The organism is Pelomonas sp. Root1217 (assembly GCF_001425705.1).
Lineage (GTDB): Bacteria > Pseudomonadota > Gammaproteobacteria > Burkholderiales > Burkholderiaceae_C > Pelomonas.
This window is the reverse complement of the sequence record NZ_LMDC01000027.1, coordinates 2217-26449: the sequence shown is the minus strand read 5'-3', so window position 1 is coordinate 26449 and position 24233 is coordinate 2217. Positions and strand designations below refer to the sequence as shown.

20 protein-coding genes and 4 pseudogenes are annotated in these 24233 nt (G+C 66.9%); 23 read left to right on the top strand and 1 reads right to left on the bottom strand.

From position 1 onward, the window contains the following. Window positions 1-17 precede the first annotated feature (17 nt). The 14 genes from ASC95_RS17925 to ASC95_RS17860 all read left to right on the top strand — a co-directional run bounded on the left by ASC95_RS17925 (window position 18) and on the right by ASC95_RS17860 (window position 15860). Window positions 18-593 carry a YfiR family protein gene (locus ASC95_RS17925; protein ID WP_057299095.1) on the top strand — a complete coding sequence of 192 codons (576 nt, stop codon included), beginning with the start codon at window positions 18-20 and terminating at the stop codon, window positions 591-593. Further along, window positions 590-3595 (top strand): hybrid sensor histidine kinase/response regulator, encoded by a 3006-nt coding sequence (locus tag ASC95_RS17920; RefSeq protein WP_057299094.1) that lies wholly within the window; start codon window positions 590-592, stop codon window positions 3593-3595. Before ASC95_RS17925 ends, ASC95_RS17920 begins: the two co-directional genes overlap by 4 nt. Window positions 3596-3597: 2 nt before the next feature. Continuing rightward, entirely contained in the window at window positions 3598-5919 is a 2322-nt protein-coding gene (locus tag ASC95_RS17915) for an EAL domain-containing protein (protein ID WP_057299093.1), read from the top strand. A 289-nt stretch (window positions 5920-6208) separates the two neighbouring features. Then, window positions 6209-7030 (top strand): GntR family transcriptional regulator, encoded by an 822-nt coding sequence (locus ASC95_RS17910; RefSeq protein ID WP_082567895.1) that lies wholly within the window; start codon window positions 6209-6211, stop codon window positions 7028-7030. A 75-nt stretch (window positions 7031-7105) separates the two neighbouring features. Next, entirely contained in the window at window positions 7106-8833 is a 1728-nt protein-coding gene (locus tag ASC95_RS17905) for a fumarate reductase/succinate dehydrogenase flavoprotein subunit (RefSeq protein WP_057299092.1), read from the top strand. Window positions 8834-8847: 14 nt separating this feature from the next. After that, window positions 8848-9081 (top strand): ferredoxin family protein, encoded by a 234-nt coding sequence (locus ASC95_RS17900; RefSeq protein WP_056193195.1) that lies wholly within the window; start codon window positions 8848-8850, stop codon window positions 9079-9081. Between the two features lie 2 nt (window positions 9082-9083). Further along, window positions 9084-10037 carry a HEAT repeat domain-containing protein gene (locus ASC95_RS17895; protein WP_057299091.1) on the top strand — a complete coding sequence of 318 codons (954 nt, stop codon included), beginning with the start codon at window positions 9084-9086 and terminating at the stop codon, window positions 10035-10037. Further along, complete coding sequence (gene fdxA / locus ASC95_RS17890) at window positions 10034-10363, top strand: ferredoxin FdxA (protein WP_057299090.1); 330 nt, start codon at window positions 10034-10036, stop codon at window positions 10361-10363. The genes ASC95_RS17895 and fdxA overlap by 4 nt, the downstream gene beginning before the upstream one ends. Window positions 10364-10434: 71 nt before the next feature. Then, window positions 10435-11898 (top strand): ABC transporter substrate-binding protein, encoded by a 1464-nt coding sequence (locus ASC95_RS17885; protein WP_057299089.1) that lies wholly within the window; start codon window positions 10435-10437, stop codon window positions 11896-11898. Window positions 11899-11903: 5 nt separating this feature from the next. Then, window positions 11904-12866, top strand: a complete 963-nt coding sequence (locus ASC95_RS17880) for an ABC transporter permease (RefSeq protein WP_057299476.1) — start codon at window positions 11904-11906, stop codon at window positions 12864-12866. Between the two features lie 5 nt (window positions 12867-12871). Beyond that, window positions 12872-13732, top strand: coding sequence for an ABC transporter ATP-binding protein (locus ASC95_RS17875; protein WP_200960172.1), 861 nt, complete (start codon window positions 12872-12874; stop codon window positions 13730-13732). Beyond that, a complete protein-coding gene (locus tag ASC95_RS17870) occupies window positions 13732-14031 on the top strand; it encodes a gamma-butyrobetaine hydroxylase-like domain-containing protein (RefSeq protein WP_057299087.1) in 300 nt (99 codons plus the stop codon). The genes ASC95_RS17875 and ASC95_RS17870 overlap by 1 nt, the downstream gene beginning before the upstream one ends. Further along, window positions 14028-14801 (top strand): ferredoxin--NADP reductase, encoded by a 774-nt coding sequence (locus ASC95_RS17865; RefSeq protein WP_057299086.1) that lies wholly within the window; start codon window positions 14028-14030, stop codon window positions 14799-14801. Before ASC95_RS17870 ends, ASC95_RS17865 begins: the two co-directional genes overlap by 4 nt. 6 nt (window positions 14802-14807) lie before the next feature. After that, on the top strand, window positions 14808-15860 hold the full coding sequence (locus ASC95_RS17860; protein ID WP_057299085.1) for a YeiH family protein: 1053 nt from the start codon (window positions 14808-14810) through the stop codon (window positions 15858-15860). A 16-nt stretch (window positions 15861-15876) separates the two neighbouring features. Here the strand turns inward: ASC95_RS17860 and ASC95_RS17855 are convergent, their stop codons facing one another. Next, on the bottom strand, window positions 15877-17217 hold the full coding sequence (locus tag ASC95_RS17855; RefSeq protein WP_057299084.1) for a GGDEF domain-containing protein: 1341 nt from the start codon (window positions 17215-17217) through the stop codon (window positions 15877-15879). A 185-nt stretch (window positions 17218-17402) separates the two neighbouring features. On the opposite strand from ASC95_RS17855, the gene ASC95_RS17850 reads away from it, so the two are divergent. The 9 genes and pseudogenes from ASC95_RS17850 to ASC95_RS31985 all read left to right on the top strand — a co-directional run. Then, window positions 17403-18227 (top strand): SDR family oxidoreductase, encoded by an 825-nt coding sequence (locus ASC95_RS17850; protein ID WP_082567894.1) that lies wholly within the window; start codon window positions 17403-17405, stop codon window positions 18225-18227. Window positions 18228-18277: 50 nt separating this feature from the next. Beyond that, entirely contained in the window at window positions 18278-19132 is an 855-nt protein-coding gene (locus ASC95_RS17845; RefSeq protein ID WP_057299083.1) for an ureidoglycolate lyase, read from the top strand. Window positions 19133-19140: 8 nt separating this feature from the next. Then, window positions 19141-20418 (top strand): L-fuconate dehydratase, encoded by a 1278-nt coding sequence (locus tag ASC95_RS17840; RefSeq protein WP_057299082.1) that lies wholly within the window; start codon window positions 19141-19143, stop codon window positions 20416-20418. Window positions 20419-20498: 80 nt separating this feature from the next. Next, the gene (locus ASC95_RS17835) at window positions 20499-21326 is read left to right on the top strand and encodes a DUF1080 domain-containing protein (protein WP_057299081.1); all 828 of its coding nucleotides are present in this window, start codon (window positions 20499-20501) and stop codon (window positions 21324-21326) included. A 147-nt stretch (window positions 21327-21473) separates the two neighbouring features. After that, window positions 21474-22706: an ROK family protein gene (locus tag ASC95_RS17830; protein ID WP_057299080.1), complete on the top strand. Its 1233-nt coding sequence runs from the start codon at window positions 21474-21476 to the stop codon at window positions 22704-22706. Beyond that, window positions 22706-22935 (top strand): annotated as a pseudogene (locus ASC95_RS31210) (FGGY family carbohydrate kinase); the annotation flags it as partial. The gene ASC95_RS17830 and the pseudogene ASC95_RS31210, both read left to right, overlap by 1 nt. Window position 22936: 1 nt before the next feature. Then, a pseudogene (locus ASC95_RS31205) lies at window positions 22937-23505 on the top strand (FGGY family carbohydrate kinase); the annotation flags it as partial. A gap of 1 nt (window position 23506) precedes the next feature. Next, a pseudogene (locus ASC95_RS31990) lies at window positions 23507-23824 on the top strand (FGGY family carbohydrate kinase); the annotation flags it as partial. Between the two features lies 1 nt (window position 23825). Continuing rightward, a pseudogene (locus ASC95_RS31985) lies at window positions 23826-24233 on the top strand (FGGY-family carbohydrate kinase); the annotation flags it as partial.

The window sequence follows — 24233 nt, the reverse complement described above, 5'->3', positions numbered from 1 at the left end:
TGTTTCTCGGGTGCCTCATGCAATGGCGCGTCACCGTGCCGGTGTTGCGGCGCGTGGCGACCACAGGCCTTCTCTTCTTCGCCGCCGCGCAAAGCGGCGCCGCCGACAACGACAGCCGCCCCCTGGAGGCCCAGATCAAGGCCGCCTATCTGTACAAGTTCGCCGGCTATGTGGAGTGGCCACCGAATGCCTTCATGGACGCCACGGTGCCTTTCACCATCGGCATCGTCGGCGCCGGGGACATCGCCACCGAGCTCAACAAGCTCACGTCGGGCCGCTCCCTGAGCGACCACCCGGTCGAGGTGCGCCTTCTCAAGGCCGGCGACCCGCCCCGCGGTGTGCAGCTGATCTTTGTGAGCGGTGCCGACACCCCGCAACTCCGGCGCACGCTGGAGCCTTACAAGGCCCTGCCGACACTGACGGTCTCGGACATCCCGGGAGGCATCGACGCGGGCTGCGTCATCAACTTCATGCTGGTGGACAACCGGGTGCGCTTCGAGATCTCGGTCCGCAACGCCGAGCGGCACGGGCTCAAGATCAGCTCGCGCCTGTTGGCTGTCGCACAGCGCGGGAACCCAGGAGCCTCTGAATGAGGATCCGGCTGCGTTCGATAAGCACCAAGCTGCTGCTGATGGTGCTGGCCGTCAACGCTTGCACGCTGCTGGGGGCCAGCGCCGCCTTCTTCTATCACGACATGGTGGAGAACCGCGACCGCTCGGTACGCGAACTGACAACGCTGGCCGACATCCTCGGCCAGGGCAGCGCGACAGCCTTGGAGTTCGACGATTCCAAGGTCGCCACCGACACCCTCGGCCAGTTGCGCGGTGACCCCAACATCAATGCCGCGGCAATCTACACGGCAGGCGGCAAGCTGTTTGCGCGCTATGTGAACGCTGCCACCCCCGGCGCCGCCCTGCCCGCCGAGCCGCCGTCCGCGGGGGTGCAGGTCCTGCGCAGCAACCTGACCGTGATGCTGCCGGTCAACGGCGCCAATGGCCGCCTGGGAGCGGTCTACGTCGATGGCCGCTATGACGTCGCCCAATGGCTGCGGGACTATCTCCTGATCTTCGGCTTCGTGCTCGGCGGCAGCCTCGCCCTGGGTCTGCTGGTGTCATTCCGGCTGCAGCGCCGCATCACCCGGCCCATGCTGGCCGTCAGCGAAGTGGCGCAGCAGGTCATGCAGCGGCGCGACTTCAGCCTGCGAGCCCGCAAGACGACCGAGGACGAGATCGGAGAGCTGGCCGAATCCTTCAACGGCATGCTGCAGACGCTTGAGCATGAGATCGCCGAGCGCAGCACGGCCGAGGTGGCCGTACGCACGTTGAACGCAGAGCTGGAGCAGCGTGTCGAGCGGCGCACCGCGGAGTTGGTCGTTCGCACCCAGGAGGCCGAGGCCGCGAGCCGCGCCAAGGCCGACTTCCTTGCCAACATGAGCCACGAGATCCGCACGCCGATGAACGCCGTGCTCGGCCTGGCCTATCTGCTCGCGAACAAGCCGCTGGAGCCCGATGCGCTGGACCTGGTCAAGAAGATCCGCAATGCCGGCCGGTCGCTGCAGACCATCATCAACGACATCCTGGACTTCTCCAAGATCGAGGCCGGCCAGCTGGAGATCGAAGAGGCGCCCCTGCACCTGGACGGCGTGCTGGACAACCTGGCCAACATCATGAGCGCCAACGCGGGCGACAAGGATCTGGAGCTTGTCATCTCGCCGGCGCCCGACGTCGGTGGCGAATTGCACGGCGATGCGCTGCGGCTCGAACAGATCCTGATCAACCTGACCAGCAACGCCATCAAGTTCACCGCCAGCGGTGTCGTCAAGGTCGGCATCGCGCTGCTGGAGCGCACCGACGGCTCGGCTCGCCTTCGTTTTTCGGTCAGCGACACGGGCATCGGCATTCCGCTGGAGAAGCAGAGCCACATCTTCTCGGCCTTTGCCCAGGCGGACATGTCCACGACGCGCCGCTTCGGAGGTACCGGGCTGGGATTGGCGATCTGCCGCCAGCTCGTCACCAAGATGGGCGGAGAGATCGGCGTCATCAGCACGCCAGGCAAAGGCAGCGAATTCTGGTTCAGCCTGCCTTTCAAATGGGTCCCGACCCAGAACTACCAGCCCGCGGCGCTGTCCAAACTGGAAGTCCTGGTCGCGGACGACAGCGACGTGGCGCGCGAGAACCTTGCGCTGACCGCTCGGGCCATGGGCTGGGCACCGACGCTGACCGATTCCGGCGAAGCCGCCCTCGGCAAGGTGCGCAATCGACTTCAGGGCACCGAGAGCTATGACGTGCTCCTGCTGGACTGGAAGATGCCCGGCCTGGACGGGCTGGCGACCGCTCGCGCCATCCGCCGCACGATGGAGGGACAGCAAGCGCCCATCGTGCTGATGGTGACGGCCTATTCCCGGGACGAGCTCCTCAAGAGCGAGGGCAGTGAGCTGATCGACGGCGTCCTCAACAAGCCCGTGACCAGCTCTTCGCTGTACAACAGCGTGGCCCAGGCCATGCGGCGCCGTGGGGTTGCGGCCCTGTCCGACAGCCCGCAAACCGAGGCGACGCAGCGCCTTGTAGGCCTGCGCGCCCTCGTCGTTGACGACAGCGACATCAACCGCGAGGTCGCGCTGCGCATCCTCGAGTCCGAGGGCGCCACCGTGCAGCTGGCCGAGAACGGCCTGCAGGCCCTGGATTGGCTGACGGCCCATGTCGGCGAGGTCGACATCGTGCTGATGGACGTCCAGATGCCGGTGATGGACGGCTACCAGGCAACGCGCGTGCTGCGCGGCACGCCAGGCCTGGCGGACCTGCCGGTCATTGCGCTGACGGCCGGCGCGTTCAAGGTCCAGCAGGAAGAGGCTCGCGAGGCCGGCATGAATGCCTTCGTGGCCAAGCCATTTGCCGTCGACGAGCTGATCGCGGCCATTCAGCGCCTGACCGCGCAGCGCGAACCGGCCGACATCGCATCCGTCGAGGACGCGGCGCGGGCCGACCCCCGGGCCGAGGGCAGCCTTCCCTTCGAAGGCATCTCGGTGGCCGACGTGCGCAAAGTCTGGCAGGACCTGGCCGTCTACCGGAAGTTCCTGGCCAAATTTGCCCGCGACAACGCCGACGGCGCGGCGCCACTGCGCAAGCTGCTCGACCAAGGCCACGGCAAGGAAGCCGCCAGCCTGCTGCACAAGCTCAAGGGTTCGGCGGGCAACCTGGCGCTTCCCCAGTTGGCGCGCGCCGCCGGCCGCCTGGAGCATCGGCTGATCGAAGGCAGTGACCCCTTCAGCGAATGGGCGCCGTTCGAGGCCGCCTTCGCCCAGGCCCTCAGATCGATCGCTGCGTTCACGGCCGACGCCGCCGCAAATGAAGCGCAGCCGGCGCCGGCGAACCCTCCCGTCGACAAGGCGCGGGTGAATGCCCTGCTTCATGAGCTGCTGGACGCACTGGATAGCGACAACCCGGACCTGGCCACACCCGTGCTCCAGCGTCTGGACGGGCTGCTGCCGCAGGCCGCGCTTGTCGCCTTGCTGGCCAGCGTCGAGGAGTTCGATTTCCGGCGCGCTGAACAGATGGTTCGGCAGCTCGTCAACGAACTGAATGAGCAAAGGAAGTAGGCATGCCGAACGGACCCATCCTCATCGTCGACGACGAGCCGATCAACCTCGCGACCTTGAAGCAGATCCTCGCGCCGCATTACTCGCTGGCGTTTGCGCGCAGCGGCGGCGAATGCCTCGCCGCCGCGCAGAAGCACCAGCCTTCATTGATCCTGCTGGACGTCCAGATGCCCGACCTGGACGGCTATGAGGTCTGCCGCCGGCTCAAGGCCGACCCCCAGACCCAGCACATCGCCGTCATCTTCGTCACGGCATTGGCCGACGTCGGCGACGAGGCCGCGGGATTCGACTGCGGCGCGGTGGACTACATCGTCAAGCCCGTGTCGCCGGCCTTGGTGCTGGCACGGGTGCGCACGCACCTGTCGCTGGTGCATGCCTCCATGCTGGAGCGCTATGTCAAGGAGCTCGAGGCCCAGCAGCTGAAGATCAGCCGGCTCAGCCGCATCAAGAGCGTCCTGAGCGGCATCAATTCGGCCATCGTCAGGCTGCGCGACCGGCAAGCGCTGTTTGACGAAACCTGCCGCATTGCCGCAGAGGACGGCGGCTTCGCGAGTGCTTGGGTCGGCCTTGCCCACGGCCCTTTGCGGAGGCTCGATCCCATTGCCGCGCGCGGCCTGGATGCCGGGCAGCTCGACGAGTTGCGCGGTGCCCTGGGCGCCACCGGTGGCCGACGCTCACTGCCCTACCGGGCGCTCGATGGCGGCGGCGTCGTGTACTGCAATGACCTCTCGCAGGAGGACATGGGTGCGGCTGTCCACGCGGTGACGCCGACGAAGGGGGTCGGCTCCGCGATCGCGCTGCCGCTGACTTCGGATGACCGGCTCGTCGGCGTCATCGCGCTGTACGCCACCGAGGCCCATCTATTCGACGAAGACGAACTCAAGCTGCTCGGCGAGCTGGCTGGCGATATCTCGTTTGCGCTCAGGCACATCGAGCAGGAGGAAAAGGTCCATTACCTGTCCCGCTATGACGCACTGACCGGCCTGCCCAACAACCTTGTCTTCCTGGACCGCCTTGACCTTGCCATCCAGTCCGCGGCGGCGGCCGGCACCGGCGTGGTGGCCATCATTGCCAACCTCCATCGGTTCAAACGGCTGAACGACACCCTGGGCCGGCATGTGGGGGACCAGCTGCTGAGACAACTGGGGCAGCGCCTGGCCACCGAGTTCGCGCGCAGCCACAACGTGGCCCGGCTGGCGGGCGACAACTTCGCCGTCGCCGGCAGCTACAAGGGCGACGAGGACGTCGCGACGCTGCTGCGCGTGCTGGACGAAGTCATCGGCCGACCCACGTCAGTCGATGGCACTGACGTCAGCCTGTCCGCCCACCTGGGCGTGTCCGTGTATCCGGACGACGGTGCCAGCGCCGAATCACTGTTCCGCAATGCCGAGTCCGCCCTCAAGCAGGCCCGCTTGGCCGGCGAGAAGCATGCCACCTATTCGCCCGAGATGAATGCCCGCATGGCCGAGAAGCTGGAGATGGAGGGGCAGCTGCGCGAAGCATTGGCCCAGCAGCAGTTCGTGTTGCATTTCCAGCCCAAGGTCAATCTGGCCGATGGCCAGATCACCGCGGCCGAAGCCCTGATCCGCTGGCAGCATCCCAAGCGCGGCCTGGTGCCGCCGGGCGATTTCATTCCGATCGCCGAGGAGACCGGCCTCATCGTGCCCATCGGCGAATGGGTCATCCAGGCCGTCTGCGCCCAACAGGCGGTCTGGCGGTCGCGGGGCATCGCGACGCGGCCGGTCGCGGTGAACCTGTCGACCCTGCAATTCCGCGAGGGCCGCGTACGCCAGTGCGTCGAGCAGGCCCTGCGCGACAACGGGCTGGGCGCCGACGCCATTGAACTCGAACTGACCGAAACCCTGGTCATGCAGGATCCGATTGCGGCCGAGCGCACCATGCATGACCTCCGCCAGTTCGGCCTGCACCTGTCGCTGGACGACTTTGGCACCGGCTACTCGTCGCTGGCCTACCTGAAGCTCTTTCCTTTCAACTCGGTGAAGATCGACCGCTCCTTCATCACCGATATCACCCGCAGCGCAGAGGACGCCGCCATCTCGCTGGCCATCATCGCCATGGCTCACAGCATGCGCATGCACGTCATTGCGGAAGGCGTCGAGAACCCCGCGCAGCTGGAGTTCCTGCGGGCCAGCGGCTGCGACCAGATCCAGGGCTACCACTTCAGCCGCCCGGTGCCGGCCGAGGAATACGCCCGCATGCTGCTGGAAGACCGGCGGTTGACGTTGACCGCAGCTGCCCCGGGCTCGGCAGCGCCTGGCGAAAGGATCGTGCTGCCCACGCGACGCCAGCCGCTGGAGCATTGACGCCCGCCGGAGAGCGGGTTTGCGGGGCGCCGCCGGCGCGGGTCATTCACACATTTGGCGCACTCAAATTGGGGCATGGACCCGCTTCGGTGCATGCCCGGACATATGCCGTGAAAGGCCGCGAGCCGTCTCGATGAGACGCTCCTGAAGCCGCTGTCCAGGGCGTCGGGCCCCGGAAACAGGCCCTGTTGCCACCGCCGCCCGGGGGCCGCAGCGGCGTGCCAACCCAGCCCGGAAAAGCTGGCACGGCTTGTGCTCGTACTGACTTGTCATAACGAGTTGGACGGCCATGAGCAAAGGCGCTCTTGCAGCTAGGAAATCCCTGACGCTGGTCCCTGCCCCCGAGGCGGACGGCGCTCATCGCATCAAGCTGTCGTCACCGCTGCCGCTGTACACGCAGATCAAGGAGATCCTGCGCGCACGCATCCTCGACGGCAGCTACCAGCCGCATCAACAGATGCCGTCGGAGAGCGAGATGATGGCTGCGTTCGACGTCAGCCGCATCACGGTGCGCCAGGCGCTCAATGACCTTCAGGGCGAGGGCCTGATCTTCCGCATCCACGGCAAAGGCAGCTTCGTCTCCAAGCCCAAGGCTTTCCAGGATCTCGGCCGCCTGCAGGGCTTCGGCGAGGCCATGCGGCAGATGGGCTACGAGACCTTTGCCCGCGTGCTGTCCATCAGAACAGTGCTGCCGCCGCCGCAGGTGGCAGAGAAGCTGCACCTGCCCAAACGCGCCAAGGTCACGGAGCTGCACCGCCTTCGCTTTCTGAACCGCGAGCCGATCTCGCTGGACGTGACCTACGTGCCCGCAGCCATCGGCCAGCGCTTGGCCAAGGAAGACCTGGCCGCGCGCGACATCTTCGCCATCCTGGAGAACGACTACGGCCTGGCCCTCGGCCACGCCGAGCTGCAGATCGGCTCGACGCTGGCCGACGAGACGCTCGCCGGCCAGTTGAAGGTCGAGGAGGGCTCTCCGGTGCTCTTCATCGAGCGCACGACGCACACCGCCGACGGCGCACCCATCGACTACGAACACCTCTATTACCGCGGTGACGCCTTTCAGTACAAGGTTCGCGTCGACCGCGTGCCCGTCGCGGAGCGGGCGTCATGACGCCGTTTCCGCATGTCGATAGACGCACCCCTTCCTTCGCGGCCCTGGGCCTGATCTCCACACTCCGGAGTACCTATGCAAACCATTGAACACGAATACGACCTCGTCATCGTCGGTGGCGGCACCGGCGGCCCCATGGCCGCGGTGAAGGCCAAGGAGAAAAATCCCAAGCTGCGCGTGCTGCTGCTGGACAAGGCCAACGTCAAGCGCAGCGGCGCCATCAGCATGGGCATGGACGGCCTGAACAACGCCGTCATCCCCGGCCACGCCACACCCGAGCAGTACACCAAGGAGATCACCGTCGCCAACGACGGCATCGTCGACCAGAAGGGTGTCTATGCCTACGCGGCCAACAGCTACCCGATGATCGAGGAGTTGGACCGCTGGGGCATCAAGTTCGAAAAGGACGAGACCGGCGACTACTCGGTGCGCAAGGTCCACCACCTGGGCAGCTATGTGCTGCCCATGCCCGAGGGGCACCACATGAAGCGGGTGCTCTACCGGCAGCTCAAGCGAGCCCGCGTGGAGATCACCAACCGCGTGGTGGCCACACGGCTGCTGACCGGGCCTGACGGCGAGATTGCCGGCGTCATGGGCTTCGACTGCCGCACGGCCGACTTCCACGTCATCAAGGCCAAGGCAGTGGTCATCTGCACGGGTGCGGCTGGGCGCCTGGGCCTGCCCGCCAGCGGCTATCTGTTCGGCACCTACGAGAACCCGACCAACTGCGGTGAAGGCCACGTCATGGCCTATCACGCAGGCGCCGAGCTGACCAACCTCGAGTGCTTCCAGATCAACCCGCTGATCAAGGACTACAACGGCCCGGCCTGTGCCTACGTGACCGGCCCGTTCGGTGGCTACACGTCCAACAACGCCGGCCAGCGCTTCATCGAGTGCGACTACTGGAGCGGCCAGATGATGATGGAGTTCTTCAACGAACTCGAAGGCGGCAAGGGCCCGGTGTTCCTGAAGCTCGACCACCTCGCCGAGGAAACGATCAGCGAGATAGAGCACATCCTGCACACCAACGAGCGCCCCAGCCGCGGCCGCTTCCACGAAGGCCGCGGCACGGACTACCGCAAGCAGATGATCGAGATGCACATCTCGGAGATCGGCTTCTGCAGCGGCCACAGCGCCTCGGGCATCTGGACCAATGAGCGCGGCGAGTGCTCCATCCCCGGCCTGTACGCGGCCGGCGACTGCGCCAGCATCCCGCACAACTACATGCTGGGCGCCTTCGTCTACGGCAAGTTCTGCGGCGAGAACGCGGCGGACTATGTCAGCGGCATTTCTTCGCCGGCCTTCGACGCTGAGCAGGTAGAGAAGGAGAAGGCCCGGGTCTACGCGCCGCTCGGCAGGACCGAAGGCCTGACACCCTTCCAGGTCGAATACAAGACGCGCCGCATCGTCAACGACTACCTGCAGCCGCCCAAGGTCACCCGCAAGATGGAGATCGGCCTGCAGCGCTTCGACGAGATCCGAGAGGACCTGCAGCACATGGGCGCGGCCGACCCGCATGAGCTGATGCGGGCGATGGAGGCCCACACCATCCGCGACTGCGCCGAACTGGCGGCGCGCGCCTCGCTGTTCCGCACCGAGAGCCGCTGGGGCCTGTACCACCTGCGCGTGGACCACCCCGAGAAGAACGACGCCGACTGGTTCTGCCACACCAACGTGACCAGCGACGCCAACGGCAACGCCGTGTTCCGCAAGCGCGAGGTCGAGCCCTACGTCGTGGAGCTCAACGAGGAAGAGAAGTCCGCCTACCAGCGCCTGCGCGTCGCCACGCCGGCTGCCGCCTGAACCCGGAGACCGCAATGACCATCACCATCACCCGCACCCAGGCCCCTGTCGTCATCGACGAAGACAAGTGCATCGCCGACAAGGGCTGCACCGTCTGCGTCGACGTCTGCCCGCTGGACGTGCTGGCCATCGACCTGACGAAGAACAAGGCGTTCATGAAGTTCGATGAATGCTGGTATTGCATGCCCTGCGAGAAGGACTGCCCGACCGGCGCGGTGCGCGTCGACATCCCCTACCTGGTGCGCTGATCATGATGGCCACCATCCATGACCGGCTGCGCAACAGCGATGCAGGCGTGCGCCGCATCGCCGTCATCGACCTGCCCTACACCGACGAGGAAGACGACATCGCGCCGCTGCTGATCGCGGCGCTGTCGGACGCCGACGCCACCGTGCGGCTCGAAGCCGCCAAGGCCCTCGAAGGCTTCGAGGAGCCCGAGGTGCTGGCGGCGCTCGCCCCCCTGCTGAAGGACCCTGACGCCGAGGTGCGCGCCGCCGTCGCCTACACGCTCGCGGAGCTGAAGGACCCGGCTTCCGCCACCGCCGTGCTGCCCTATCTGAGCGACGCCGACCCCGAAGTGCAGGCCGCCGCGCTGCAGGCCGTGAAGGCGCTGCGGGTCGACGCTGCCTTCGACCCGGCCATGGCGGCACTCGCGCATGCCGAGGCCAGGGTGCGCCGCGCGGCCGTCAGCGTGCTGGGCTACCTGAAGAAGCCACAGGCCATCTCGGCACTGACCGAGGTGGCCGCGCATGACGCCGACCCGGAAGTGCGCCGCGTCGCGGTCGGCGCACTGAGCTTTGCCAACGATGCCGACGTCAGCGTGCACCCGGCGCTGAGCCGCGCCCTCAACGACCCGGTTTGGCAGGTGCGCGAGGAAGCCGCCACGACCTTTGCCAAGACGGGCTCCATCCTCGGCGTGCCCAACCTCGTGCGCGCCATGGACGACGACTTCTGGCAGGTTCGGGTGAAAGCCGCGCGGTCCCTGGGCAAGCTCAAGGCGCGCGACGGCGTGATGGCGCTGGTGGAGGCGCTCATCCACCCGGTCAGCAACCTGCGCAAGGAGGCCGTCATCGCGCTGGGCGAGATCGGCGACCCGCGCGCCATCACGCCGCTGGAGCGCACGCTGCGTGACCCCGACCCGGACGTGCGCAAGCTCTCCAAGTTGGCGCTGACGACCATCCAGATGAACGGGAGTGCAGCATGAGTTTCGTCGTCACCGAGGCTTGCATCCGCTGCAAGTACACCGACTGCGTCGCCGCCTGCCCCGTGGAGTGCTTCCACGAAGGCCCCGACTTCCTCGTCATCGATCCGGCCGCCTGCATTGACTGCGGTGTCTGCGTGCCCGAGTGCCCCGTCGAGGCCATCTTCGACGAGAAGGACCTGCCCCCCGAGCAGCGCGAGTACGTCGAGCTGAACCGGCGCCTCGCCGCGCAATGGCCGCTCATCACCGCCGCGCGGGAGCCCCTGCCCGATGCCGAGCACTGGGCCAGCCAGACGCACAAGCGCGCGCTGCTGACGGAGACCGCCTGAGATCCCAGCGCGGCGCTGGCACCGATCTTGCGCCGCTGCCTCTGAACTTACCCGACTGCCAGGAGATTGAGATGAAGTTGCCCCAGCTCTCGCATGTTTCCGCCACGCTCGCGAAGTGCCTCGCGCTCTGCGCGGCCTTCATGGCCCCGCAGGCCCACGCCGCCAAGGAGGTGGTGACGATAGGCATAGGCACCCAGAACACCACCACCAACACCGTCACCGGCGGTGTGGTGCTCAAGGAGCTGAAGCTGCTGGAGAAGCACCTGCCCAAGACCGGCAAGTACGCCAACATCGAGTGGAAGCTCGACTGGCAGAACTTCACCTCCGGCCCGCCGATCACCAATGGCATGGTCGCCGGCAAGCTGCAGATCGGCATGATGGGCGACTACCCGCTGTTGGTGAACGGCGCCACCGGCCAGCAGAACAAGGGCAATGAGACGCAGCTGGTGGCCGTCATCGCCTACAACGCCTTCGGCTCGGGCAACGGCGTGGTGGTGCACAAGGACAGCCCCTACTACGAGCTGGCCGACCTCAAGGGCAAGACGGTGTCGGTGCCGTTCGGCTCGGCGGCCCACGGCATGATGCTGCAGGCGATGCAAGAGCGCGGCTGGCCGGCCGACTACTGGAACCTGGTCAGCCAGAGCCCCGAGGTCGGCACGACCAACCTGCAGGAAAAGAAGATCGACGCCCACGGCGACTTCGTGCCGTTTGCCGACTTGCTGCCGCAGCGCGGCTTCGCCCGCAAGATCTTCGACGGCGCGCAGACCAAGGTGCCGACCTTCCATGGCGTCGTCGTTCGCAAGGAGTTTGCGGACAAATATCCCGAGGCCGTGGTGGCTTACATCAGGGCGCTGATGGAGGCCAACGACTGGGTGCGCAAGGACCCCAAGCTGGCGGCGGCCAAGATCGAGGAGTGGACCAAGATCGAGAAGGAGGTGGCCTACCTCTACCTCGGCCCGGGCGGCATCCACACACTCGACCCGAGCATCAAGCCGCGCTGGATCGAGACCATCAAGATCGCGCATGGCGTGCTGTCCAAGCTCGGCCGCGTCAAGGAGTTCGACGTCGGCGCCTGGGTCAACGAGCGCTATGTGCGTGAGGCCTTCAAGCAGCGCGGCCTGGACTACGAGGCCCAGAAGCAGACGCTGGCCAACTACGACATCGCCGGCAACGATCCCATCTGCAAGGTGCCGGTCACGCGGCCCAAGGACGCCGGCGAGATCTGGCTGTCCAGCGGCGAGATCGTCGTCGCCAGCTCGCCGGCCTGCCTGCTGGCCGGCGTGAAGCAGTACGAGGCCGCCGGCAAGAAGGTCAACGTCGCCTACCTGTACGACAAGGAGCTGGGCATCAAGGTCGTCGCCGACAAGGCCTTCTACGCGGTGGATGCCAGCAACCCCAAGGCGCCGCTGGCCGTGCCCTTCCTGCTGAAGAAGGACGCCGAGGCCTATGCCACCAAGACGCACGGCAAGCTCGCCACCTTTGCGGAGGCCCTGGGGCAGGCCAACGCAACCGTCGTCGCCGTCAGCGTGAAGTGAACACCATGAGCGCGCTGCCCCGCATCCAAACCTTCACGCCGCCGCTGGCGCCGCCTGCTGCAATGCCAGCCGCAACGCCCGCGACGGCGCCCAAGGCGGCCCCGCCCACCCACGTGGGCCAGGGGGTCACGCCGCTGCCCCTGCCGCTGCCCGCGGCGGCTGCGCCCAGCCTGTGGCAGCGCTTCTGGCAGGGCCGCGGCGCCACGCTCCTGATGGGCGCCCTCTCCATCGCCAGCGTCCTGCTGTTCTGGCAGCTGGCCACTCAATACAAGCTCGACGCCTACATCCGCTTCAACAACATCCCCACGCCGGCTCAAGTGATGGAGAAGGTAATCGAGGTCAACGCCAGCCCGAAGTTCGTCACCAACATCGGCATCAGCGTGCGGCGCATCCTGCTCGGCTTCCTGGTGGCGACGGTGCTGGGCGTGAGCCTGGGGGTGCTGATCGGGCGCTACCGCACGGCGCGTGCGCTGGCCATGCCGGCCCTGGAGGTGTTCCGCCCCATCCCGGCCATCGCCTGGGTGCCGATGTCCATCATGCTGTGGCCCGACAACGAGGTGAGCATCGTCTTCATCACCTTCCTCGGTGCGGTCTTTCCCATCCTGCTCAACACCGTGCACGGCGTGGAGGCCATCGACCCGGTGCTGCTGCGCGCCGCGCGCACGCTGGGGGCCGGCGAGGCCAGCCTGCTGCGCCACGTAGTGCTGCCCGGCGCGCTGCCGCACATCTTCACGGGCCTGGCAGTCGGCATGGGCGTGGCCTGGGTGTCGCTGATCGCCGCCGAGATGATCTCGGGGCAGTTCGGCATCGGCTATTTCACCTGGGAGGCCTATTCGCTGATCAGCTATGCCGAGATCGCGCTCGGCATGATCACCATCGGCGTGCTGGGCCTGCTGTGCAGCGGCGCCATTCGCCTGCTCGCCAAGCTGGCCATGCCCTGGCAAACCCATTCCCAAGGAGGACGGTGATGGACATGCCAGTGGCATCCCACGGCCGCGTGGACGTGCGCGACCTCAACATCCGCTTCCACGTCAAGGGCCAGGAGGTCGAGGCGGTGCGCCAGGCCAACGTGCATGTGCGGCCCGGCGAGTTCGTGTCGCTGATCGGGCCCTCGGGCTGCGGCAAGTCCACGCTGCTGAACGCGGTGGCGGGCTTTCTCAAGCCCAGTGGCGGCCAGGTGCTTCTGGACGGCCAGCGCATCACCGGCCCGGGTTCGGCCCGCGGCGTCGTGTTCCAGCAGTACTCGCTGTTCCCGTGGATGACGGTGCGCGCCAACGTCGAGTTCGGCCTGCGCATGAAGGGTGTATCGGCCAGCGAGCGCGAGGCGCAGGCGCGCACGCTGCTCGGCCTGGCAGGCTTGCTGTCCTTCGAGAACCACTACCCCGACCAACTCTCCGGCGGCATGAAGCAGCGCGTGGGCATCGTCCGCGCGCTGGCCACCAGCCCGCAGGTGTTGCTGATGGATGAGCCCTTCGGCGCGCTGGACTCGCAGACCCGCGTGGTGATGCAGGAGATCCTGACCAATATGTGGCAGCGCCTGCGCATCTCGGTGCTGTTCATCACGCACGACATCGAGGAGGCGGTATTCCTGTCGGACCGCATCTACGTGATGACGGCGAGGCCCGGGCGCATCAAGGCCGAGCTGGACGTGCCGCTGCCGCGGCCGCGCACGCCGGAAATGACCTCGGCACCCGAGTTCGCGGCCATGGTGCGCCAGATCAAGGGCCTGATCCGCGAGGAAAGCATCGCGGCCATGGGTGGCGAGCTGGGCGATGGCGGCCTGGCGGGCCTGAGCACCGAGATCGGCCCGCAGGGCGTGGAGCACCTCGTCTGATGGGCACCGTTCCCACCGAAGTCGTCTGGCACCAGGCCAGCGGTGTGCTCGCGCTGGCCTGGGCCGACGGCCGGGCCGCCCACCTGAGCGGCCCGGTGCTGCGCGCCGCCTGCAAATGTGCCGGCTGTGAGCAGCGCCGGCGCAGCGGCGAGTCCGTGCAAGCGCCCGTCGGCACGCAGCTCACCGCCCTCCACCCCATCGGACCGCAGGGCCTGCAACTCGTCTTCAGCGACGGCCACGATCGCGGCATTTACCCCTGGCCCTATCTGCATCAACTCTGCCTGGAGCCTTGCGAATGAGCATTCTTTTTGACGCCAAGGTGCTGGACGTCCGCCACTGGACCGACCGCCAGTTCTCCTTCACCTGCACCCGCGACCCGGGGTTTCGATTCCAGAGCGGGCAGTTCACGATGATCGGCCTGATGGTCGACGGCAAGCCGCTGCTGCGCGCCTACAGCGTCGTCAGCCCGCACTGGGACGACACGCTGGAGTTCCTCAGCATCAAGGTGCCCGACGGCCCCCTGACCTCGCGGCTGCAGCACATCCAGATCGGCGACACGGTGCACATCGGCCGCAAGGCCTCGGGCACCCTCGTCACGCAGAACCTGCTGCCCGGCCGGCATCTCTACCTGCTGGCCACCGGCACGGGCCTGGCGCCCTTCATGGCCATCGTGCGAGACCCCGACGTCTATGAGCTCTACGAGAAGGTCATCCTCGTGCATGGCTGCCGCCAGGTCAGCGAGCTGGCCTACGAGGACATCATCACGCGCGAGCTGCCCGACAACGAATTCTTCGGCGACCAGGTGCGTGACAAGCTCATCTACTACCCGACCGTCACGCGCGAGCCCTTTCGCAACCAGGGGCGCATTCCGACGCTCATGGCCAACGGCAAGCTGCCCAGCGACATCGGCCTGCCGCCGCTGTGCAAGGAGAACGACCGCTTCATGCTGTGCGGCAGCCCCGAGATGTTGCGCGACACGCGCGCGGTGTTCGACGAGATGGGCATGACCGAGGGCAATATGAGCCATCCCGGGCATTTCGTCATCGAGCGGGCCTTCGTCGAGAAGTGAGCGGCCATGCTGGCACGGGCTGCCTTCCTCGACGCTCATGGCCAGGCCCTGCGGCGAGTCTGGCCGGGTTGGGCGACCTGCGTGCTGATCGCTTTGGCTGCGTCATTCGTTGCCGCGCTGTATCAGGGGCCGCCGATGTTGTATGCGCTGCTGTTCGGCGCGGCGCTGCACAGCCAGAGCCCGCAGGACCGCACGGCCGCTGGCGTGGACTTCTGCGGCCGCACGCTGCTGCGCCTGGGCGTGGGGCTGCTGGGTGCACGCATCAGCTGGGAGCAGGTCGCCGGCCTCGGTTGGCCGACCTTGCTGGTCGTGTTGTTCGCGGTCGCCAGCACCCTCCTGTGCGGTCGGTGGCTGGCGAAGGCACTGCGCCTGCCGTGGGCGCTCGGCATGCTGGCGGGCGGCGCCACGGCCATCTGCGGCGCCTCGGCGGCATTGGCGATTGGCGCGGTGCTGCCGCGCGCCGGTGAGGGGGAGACGCCGAACGAACGTCACGCGCTCGTCGTGGCCGTCCTGGCCACTCTGCTGTCGACAGCGGCGATGGTGGCCTACCCACTGATCGCCCGGCAGTTACAGCTGTCGCCGGCGGGCGCTGGCCTCTTCATCGGCGGGAGCATCCATGACGTGGCGCAGGTGGTGGTGGCGGGCTATTCGATCTCTGCGGCCGCCGGCGACGCGGCCTCCATCGTCAAACTGCTGCGCGTCAGCCTGCTCTTCATCGTCGTGCTGGGCGTGTCCATCGCCTGTCGCACTTCGGCCGCCGAGCCGCCGTGCCAGGCACGACCGATGGTCATGCGACTCGGCGCGCTGGTGCCGGGCTTTTTATGGCTGTTCGTCGCGCTGGCGACGCTCAACTCGCTGGGATGCCTGCGGCCCGTGCAGGAGCAGTTCAATCTCGCCTCGCGCGCCTGCCTCATGCTGGGGGTGGCCGGGCTTGGCATGAAGACATCGTTCCCGCATCTCGCCAGCGCAGGTTGGCGGCCGATCCTGCTGATGGTGGCGACGAGCTTGTGGCTTGCCGGTGTTTCGCTCGCCGCCGCCTGGGGGCTGCGGTTCTACTGAGGCTGATTCCGACAAATCAGACCGTGGTCGGAGAGTCGCTCTGCAGCGTCCTGTCAACCTCGACGCGGTTGCGGCCGGCCTCCTTGGCGCGATACAGGGCCTCGTCGGCCCGCTTGAGGGCATTCGCAGCCGACCCTCCCGGCGGTGACAGCGCCACGCCGAAGCTGGCGGTGATTGCGAGGCGGCCCGCCGTACAGCTGACCTCGCTCTGCTGCACGCGTTCGCGCAGCTTCTCGGCCAGGCGGGCGGCATCACGTACACGCGTGCCCTGGCAAGCGATCAGGAACTCCTCGCCGCCCCAGCGACCGATGACATCACTCGCGCGCAGGTTGGCCGCGACGATGGCCGCAACGCGGCGCAACACCTCGTCGCCGCAATCATGGCCATGGCGATCATTGACATGCTTGAAGTGGTCAATGTCCAGCAGCACGAGCGACATCCCCTGTGCCGCCTCCTCCATGTCATCCAGCGATTGCTCCAGGCCGCGCCGGTTCAGCACACCGGTCAATTCATCGACCGTGGCCAGGCGGCGCAGGTTCTCCTGCTCGATGCGCAACTGGCGCGTGCGCGCCGTCAAGGCATCGATCTCCCGTTGCTGGCGGCGATGGCTCAGGCGCAGTCGCTGCCAGCCGCGCAACACCATGGTGCAAGCACCAAAAAGCCAGGCAAGCAGGATGCCAAGGTAGACGCGGTCGTCGCCAATCCATTCGCCCTTCAGCACCAGGCGGCGAAGCTGCAGTTCATGGTGCTGGCCGGTCAGCTCTCCAGGAATGCCGATGGACAAGGACGTCGCGTTGTCCAGGCTCGGCTGGTTGTACTCGCGAGGCAGATTGAACATCTGGATCCACCAGTCGGGCACGTTGAGCTCGCTCAACTTGATGCGCACCGGTTGCTCAACATCCCGCCTTCGAAGCGTGACCGCGTGCATCCGCGAGCTGTTGGCGTCCTCGAGCCTGGAGAAGCGTGGATCGAAATTCCGGATATCAAGATGCAGGAATGGCGCCGGCCCTTGGTAATCCAGTTCCAGCTCGATGTGGTCAAACCCACTCAGATCCCGGCCGCGGCTGAGATCGTCGCCCGTCAGCAGATAGGTCAGGACGCACGGCTGATACTTCCCGGAGGCTACGTATTGGCAACGCCATCGCAACCGCCCGGCGTCCACCCACTGCACCGCGGTTTCCTCGCCGGCCTGAGGGGGAGCTTCCAGGAAATGCTTGCTCACGCCCGGCTCCAGCAGATCCAGCGTTCGCGCGGGCAACAGCATGTGAATAGCCAGCACCGCCACGGTGAGCACGATCCCTCCCATGAGGAATCGGATGCTGATCAGGTCAGATTGCATGCCATCAAACTTCGGCATTCGCGTCCTGTGCACTCTAGAACCAAAGGCGGGCGCCGGGACAACGAAGCGCTCGCCTCACGGGCAAATCGCCGTCGACGGCAATCCATGAAAAACGCGGCCTGGCCAACTGCCGCGAATCGGGTCGATGAGTTCCGGCGCCTTCGATAAATGAAATTGGTAAGGCCAATTTAACGATTTTTGCCATGATCGCCTACACTGGTCAGACCTTCAATGCCCTGACCATCGTGAGTGACTTCCACGCCCCTTCCGCCTGCCTGACGGGCAAGACCGTTCTGATCACCGCAGCAGCGCAGGGAATCGGGCGTGCAAGCGCCCTGGCCTGCCTCGCGGCGGGTGCCGAGGTGATCGCCACGGACATCCAGGAAAGCGGCTTGGCCGCGCTGGCCCGGGAAGCGGCGTCTTCGGCGCTGCGGACCGAGGTTCTCGATGTCCGCGACACGCTGTCGGTGCAGAGCCTGGCCGGTCGGCTCCCTCCCCTGCACGGCCTGTTCAACTGCGCCGGCTTCGTGCATCACGGCACGGTGCTCGACTGCGATGAAGCGGCCTGGGACTTCAGCATGGACCTGAACGTGAAGAGCATGCTGCGCACGCTGCGCGCCTTCCTGCCGGGCATGCTCGCAGAGGCCGCACGCCACGACGGCGGCGCCTCGGTGTTGAACATGGCATCCATGGCCTCATCGGTGAAGGGCTTTGCGAACCGCTTCGCCTACGGCACGACCAAGGCGGCCGTCATCGGCTTGAGCAAGGCAGTCGCTGCGGACTTCGTCAAGCAAGGCTTGCGCTGCAACGCCCTTTGCCCTGGCACGGTGGATACACCGTCCCTGCGCGGGCGGATCGCTGCGGCGGCCGATCCCGTGCAGGCCGAGAAAGACTTCATCGCCCGCCAGCCCATGGGCCGGCTGGCCACCGTCGACGACATCGCACCGCTCGTCGTCTTCCTGCTCAGCGACGCGTCGCGCTTCATCACCGGACAGGCCGTTTGCGTGGATGGTGGCGTCACGATCTAAGGCGCGCGTCATTTCGGCATATCTCCCGACCCGTCAATAACGAACCTCACATGAAACTCCTTCGCTACGGCCCAGTGGGCCAAGAACGCCCCGGCCTGCTCGATGACAACGGCCGCGTGCGCGACCTCTCGGGACTTGTCGACGATGTCGCGGGCGACGTGCTGACGCCCGCCGCGCTGGAGCGCCTGCGCGCCGTCGACGCCGGCACGCTGCCGCTGGTCGAAGGCACACCCCAGCAGGACCTGCGCCTGGGCCCCTGCGTCGGCCGCGTCGGCAAGTTCATCTGCATCGGCCTGAACTACGCCGATCACGCTGCCGAGTCCGGCCTGCCCGTGCCCACCGAGCCGGTCGTCTTCGCCAAGTGGACCAGCGCCATCTGCGGCCCCGACGACGCGGTGCAGATCCCCCGCGGCTCGCTCAAGACCGACTGGGAAGTGGAGCTGGGCGTCGTCATCGGCGAAGGTGGCCGCTACATCGAGGAAGCCGACGCGATGAAGCATGTGGCCGGCTACTGCGTCGTCAATGACGTGTCAGAGCGCGAATGGCAGCTCGAGCGCGGCACGCAGTGGGACAAGGGCAAGGGCTGCGACACCTTCGGCCCGATCGGCCCCTGGCTCGTCACGGCCGACGAAGTGGCCGACCCGCAGCAGCTGGACCTCTGGCTGGAGATCGACGGCCGGCGCTTCCAGAACGGCAACACGCGCACCATGGTGTTCGGCGTTGCGCAGATCGTCAGCTACCTGAGCAAGTTCATGAGCCTGCAGCCGGGCGACATCATCTCCACCGGCACGCCGCCCGGCGTCGGCCTGGGCCAGAAGCCGCCGCTGTACCTGAAGCCCGGCCAGACCATGCGCCTGGGCATCCAGGGCCTGGGCGTACAGACCCAGAAGACCATTGCCGCCTGACCACCGCCATGACCCGTATCACCAACCTGCGCACGGTAGACGTGCGCTTCCCGACGTCGCAGCACCTCGACGGTTCGGACGCGATGAACCCGGACCCGGACTACTCGGCCGCCTACGTCATCCTTGAGACCGACACGCCGGGGCTGCAAGGCCATGGCTTGACCTTCACCATCGGCCGTGGCAACGACATCTGCTGCCGCGCCATCGAGGCCATGCGCCACCTGGTTGTCGGCCTGGAGCTGAGCTGGATCGCCGCCGACATGGGCCGGTTCTGGCGCCACGTCACGTCGGACAGCCAGCTGCGCTGGATCGGCCCCGACAAGGGCGCCATCCACCTGGCCACCGGCGCCGTCGTCAACGCCGTGTGGGACCTGTGGGCCAAGGCCGAGGGCAAGCCGGTGTGGAAGCTGGTCGCCGACATGAGCCCGGCGGAATTGGTGCGCTGTATCGACTTCCGCTACATCACCGACTGCATCACACCCGAGGAGGCGCTGGCGTTGCTGACCCGTGCCGCCGAGGGCAAGGCCGAGCGCCTGGCGACGCTCGAGCGCGAGGGCTTTCCCTGCTACACCACGTCAGCCGGCTGGCTAGGCTACCCCGACGACAAGCTGCGGCGGCTCTGCCAGGAGGCCGTGGACGCGGGCTTCAATCACGTCAAGCTCAAGGTCGGTCGCGACCGCGAGGACGACATCCGGCGGCTGCGCATCGCCCGCGAAGTGCTGGGGCCGGACCGCAAGCTGATGATCGACGCCAACCAGGTCTGGGACGTGCCCGTGGCCATCGACTGGCTCAAGGACCTGGCCTTTGCCAAGCCCTGGTTCATCGAGGAGCCGACCAGCCCCGACGATGTCGAAGGCCACCGTGCCATTCGGCAGGCCATTGCGCCGATGCAGGTCGCCACCGGCGAGATGTGCCAGAACCGCATCCTGTTCAAGCAGTTCATGATGCGCGGCGCCATCGACGTGGTGCAGATCGACAGCTGCCGCCTGGGCGGCGTCAACGAGATCCTGGCCGTCATGCTGATGGCTGCCAAGCACGGCCTGCCCGTCTGCCCGCATGCCGGCGGCGTGGGCCTGTGCGAGTACGTGCAGCACCTGTCCATGATCGACTACCTCTGCATTGCCGGCACGCGTGACGGCAGGGTCATCGAGTACGTGGATCACCTGCATGAGCATTTTGTCGACCCCTGCGTCGTGCGCGGCGCAGCCTACATGCCGCCCGAAGCACCGGGCTTTTCGATCACGATGAAACCAGCCTCGCTGGCGCAGTACCGGTTCGGGGGCTGAATTCGCCAGAACCGTTCCAGCACCATCGCGCGGCCTCGAAAGAGCCCGCGCGATTGCCTTTTTCCGGATAGGTCCACGTCATGAAGAACCGATCTCTGTCAACGATGCTGGCCTGCCTGTGCATCGCCCTGACCCCCGCGCGCGCAAGTGCGCAGGACGAGGGCGGATGGCATTCGCTGTTCAATGGCCGCGACCTTTCCGGATGGACCGTCAAGATCAACAAGCATCCGCTCGGTGACAACTACGCGAACACCTTTCGGGTGGAAGACGGCGTGATCAAGGTCAGCTACGACGGCTACGGCAAGTTCGACGAACAGTTCGGCCATCTGTACTCCAACCTGGCCTACGCCAACTACATCCTTCGGCTCGAGTACCGGATCACGGGCACTGCCGTCGCCGATGCGCCACCCTGGGCCAAACTCAACAGCGGCGTGATGATCCACTCACAGTCGCCCTGGACGATGGGGCTCAACCAAGCCTGGCCGGCCAGCATGGAATTCCAGTTCCTCAGCGCAGGGGCAACGGCAGGCCGCCAGACGGGCAATGTGTGCACGCCCGGCACCAACCTCGAAATGAAGGGCAAGCTGCTCACGGACCACATCGTCGAGTCGACCTCGAAGCTGTTCCCCCTGGATGAGTGGGTCGCCGTGGAGGTGGAGGTTCGAGGCAACGAGGAGGTCGTCCATCGCGTCAATGGCGTCGAGGTGCTGCGTTATCAGCACCCTCAGCTTGATCCAAGGGAAGACAGCGCAAAGGCCCTTCTGAACGCCGGCGCTCCCCTGCAGTTGTCGTTCGGCCACATCGCGCTCCAGGCAGAGTCGCAGCCCGTCTGGTTTCGAAACATCAGGATCCGCCCCCTTCCCGCCACCTCCGGGACCGGACAACAGGCACCGGGAGCGCCTCGCTGAGGTCTGCTGCGGTCGTGGATTGCAGCCCCCAATCACAACGCGTCCACCCCTATTTACTTTGTTCATTGCCCCAACTAACATTGGTCATACCAAAAACACAACATTGAGTTGTGGTCCGACCACCAAAATTCACCAGGGAGACGCGCCTTGCAGGTCGAAGCCGCCGCGAGCCAACAGCTCCTCAAGGTCATCAATCGCATGGCGCTTGTCCGGCAACTCTGCGCCAAACCAGGTCAGTCGCGCGCCGACCTGGCTGCTGTCGTGGGCCTGACCAAGTCCACCGTCGGCCTGCTCGCCCGTGAATTGATTGCCGAAGGTTGGCTGGTCGAGCGTGAGATCGTCGCCACCGGCGACATGGGTCGCCGGCCCACGCCGTTGTTCATCGATCCGAGCCGGCTGCTGCTGCTGGGCGCCGAGGTTGGCATCGACTCTGTGCGCGTGGTCGCCACGTCCCTCACGGGTGACATCCGGGCCTCGACCGTTGCCAGCTATGGTGCAACCCGCTCGGCCAAGACATGCATTCGCGTGCTGGCCGCATCGCTGCTGAAGGTCTGCGGGCAGCTCGCCGCTGGCGAGCAGGCATTGGGCATCGGTATCGGCTTGCCGGGCGGTGTGGACGCCGCGCGAGGTGTGCTGCGATTCGCGCCCAACCTGGGTTGGCGCGATGTGCCATTCGCAGCACTGCTGGGCGAACGACTGGCCGACTCCCCGCTGGCACGCGTGCCACTTTTCCTTCAGAACGAAGCAGCGGTTGCCGCAGTTGGCGAAGTGGAGTTCAACTCCACAACCGCCGCCGACCCATTGCTTTACGTCTCCATCAGCGAGGGCCTGGGTGCCGGCGTCATCGTCGGCGACCGGCTGCTGACCGGCAGCCGGGGCTTCGCTGGCGAAGTCGGCCACACGGTGCTGCAACTCGATGGCCCACGTTGTTCCTGCGGGCGCCGGGGCTGCGCCGAGGCACTGATCTCGATGAGCGCCATGCTGCGGGGCTATGGCAGGGGCACGGAGATGAGCTCCGTGTCCCGGATACGCGGTCATCTGCTGGGGAACGACCCCGAGACGCTGAATGCTGTCGCTTCCGCCGGGCGCTACCTCGGTGTGCTGCTGCAGAACCTGTCCGCGACGTACGACCCCGCATGCATCGTTCTCGGCGGCGCCGCGGTCGAACTGGGCGACCCGTTCGTGAAGCCGGCGCTGGACACGCTGAGCGCCTATGCCGCCGCAGCGGGTCTGCCGCCGCCGACCGTGCGCACGTCGCGCTTTGGTGCCAATGCCGTTGCCATCGGCGCGGCCGCGTTGGCACGTTATCGATTGACCCGTCCCGCCCTGCCTCTGGTAGACGGCGGGGCCCTATTTTTTGAGACTGCGGAGGCCGCCTGATGTTTCTCGGCATTGATCTGGGCACGTCTGAAGTCAAGCTGATGTTGCTTGACGACAGAGGTGGCATTGTGGGTACCGCCGGCAGCGCGTTGACGCTGTCGGCACCCGAGCCGCTGTGGTCCGAGCAGAACCCATCCGACTGGTGGCGTGCGACCGGCACCGCCGTGGCCCAATTGCGCACCACCCACCCGACCGAGTTCGCCGCCGTGCGCGGCATCGGCCTGTCCGGNCAGCCTCGGACAGGTGCAACTGCGCGATGGTGATGCGCTGTGGTCCGAGCAGAATCCATCCGACTGGTGGCGTGCGACCGGCACCGCCGTGGCCCAATTGCGCACCACCCACCCGACCGAGTTCGCCGCCGTGCGCGGCATCGGCCTGTCCGGCCAGATGCACGGCGCCGTGCTGCTGGGCGCTGACGACGCGGTGCTGCGCCCGGCCATCCTGTGGAACGACGGCCGCAGCCACGCCGAGTGCGACGAGCTGAGCGCCGCCGCGCCGCGCCTGCACGACATCGCCGGCAACCTCGCCATGCCYGGCTTCACCGCGCCGAAGCTGCTGTGGGTCARGAAGCACGAGCCCGAAGTCTTCGAGCGCGTGGCCAGCGTGCTGCTSCCCAAGGACTGGCTGCGCCTGCAACTGACCGGCGACAAGGTTTCCGACCCGTCGGACGCCGCCGGCACCCTGTGGCTGGACGTGGCGCAGCGCGACTGGTCCGATGAGCTGCTGGCGGCCTGCGGCCTGACACGCGCGCAGATGCCGCGCCTGGTCGAGAGCAGCCAGCCCGGCGGCGTGCTCAAGCNAGCGCGACTGGTCCGATGAGCTGCTGGCGGCCTGCGGCCTGACACGCGCGCAGATGCCGCGCCTGGTCGAGAGCAGCCAGCCCGGCGGCGTGCTCAAGYCCGAACTCGCCAAGGCCTGGGGCCTGGGGCCCGAGGTSGTCGTCGCCGGTGGCGCCGGCGACAACGCGGCCAGCGCCATCGGCATCGGCGCCACGCAGCCGGGTGACGGCTTCATCTCGCTRGGCACCTCGGGCGTGCTCTTCGTCGTCAACGACCGCTACCGGCCCAACCCGGCCTCGGCCGTGCACGCCTTCTGCCACGCCCTGCCCCAGCGCTGGCNAATGCTTTGGTCGTGAAGCACCCCTTGCGGGGCGTTGGCCGTTTGCGTGTTGTTGTCAGGCTGGTCTGCCCCAGCGCTGGCACCAGATGAGCGTGATGCTGTCGGCCGCCAGCTGCCTGCGCTGGTTCTGCCAGCTCGTCGGCGCCGATGAAGCCACCTTGCTGGCYGAACTCTCGGCAAATGACAGCGCAGTCAGCACCTCAGACCACGCGCCGATCTTCCTGCCCTACCTCGCCGGYGARCGCACGCCGCACAACGACCCGTTTGCCGCCGGTGTGTTCCACGGCCTGAAGGCGCAGACGAAKCGCGYCGACTGCACCTATGCCGTGCTCGAAGGCGTGGCCTTCGGCCTGGCCGACGGGCTGGACGCGCTGCGGGCGGCCGGCACCGAGGTGCACCAGCTGTCGC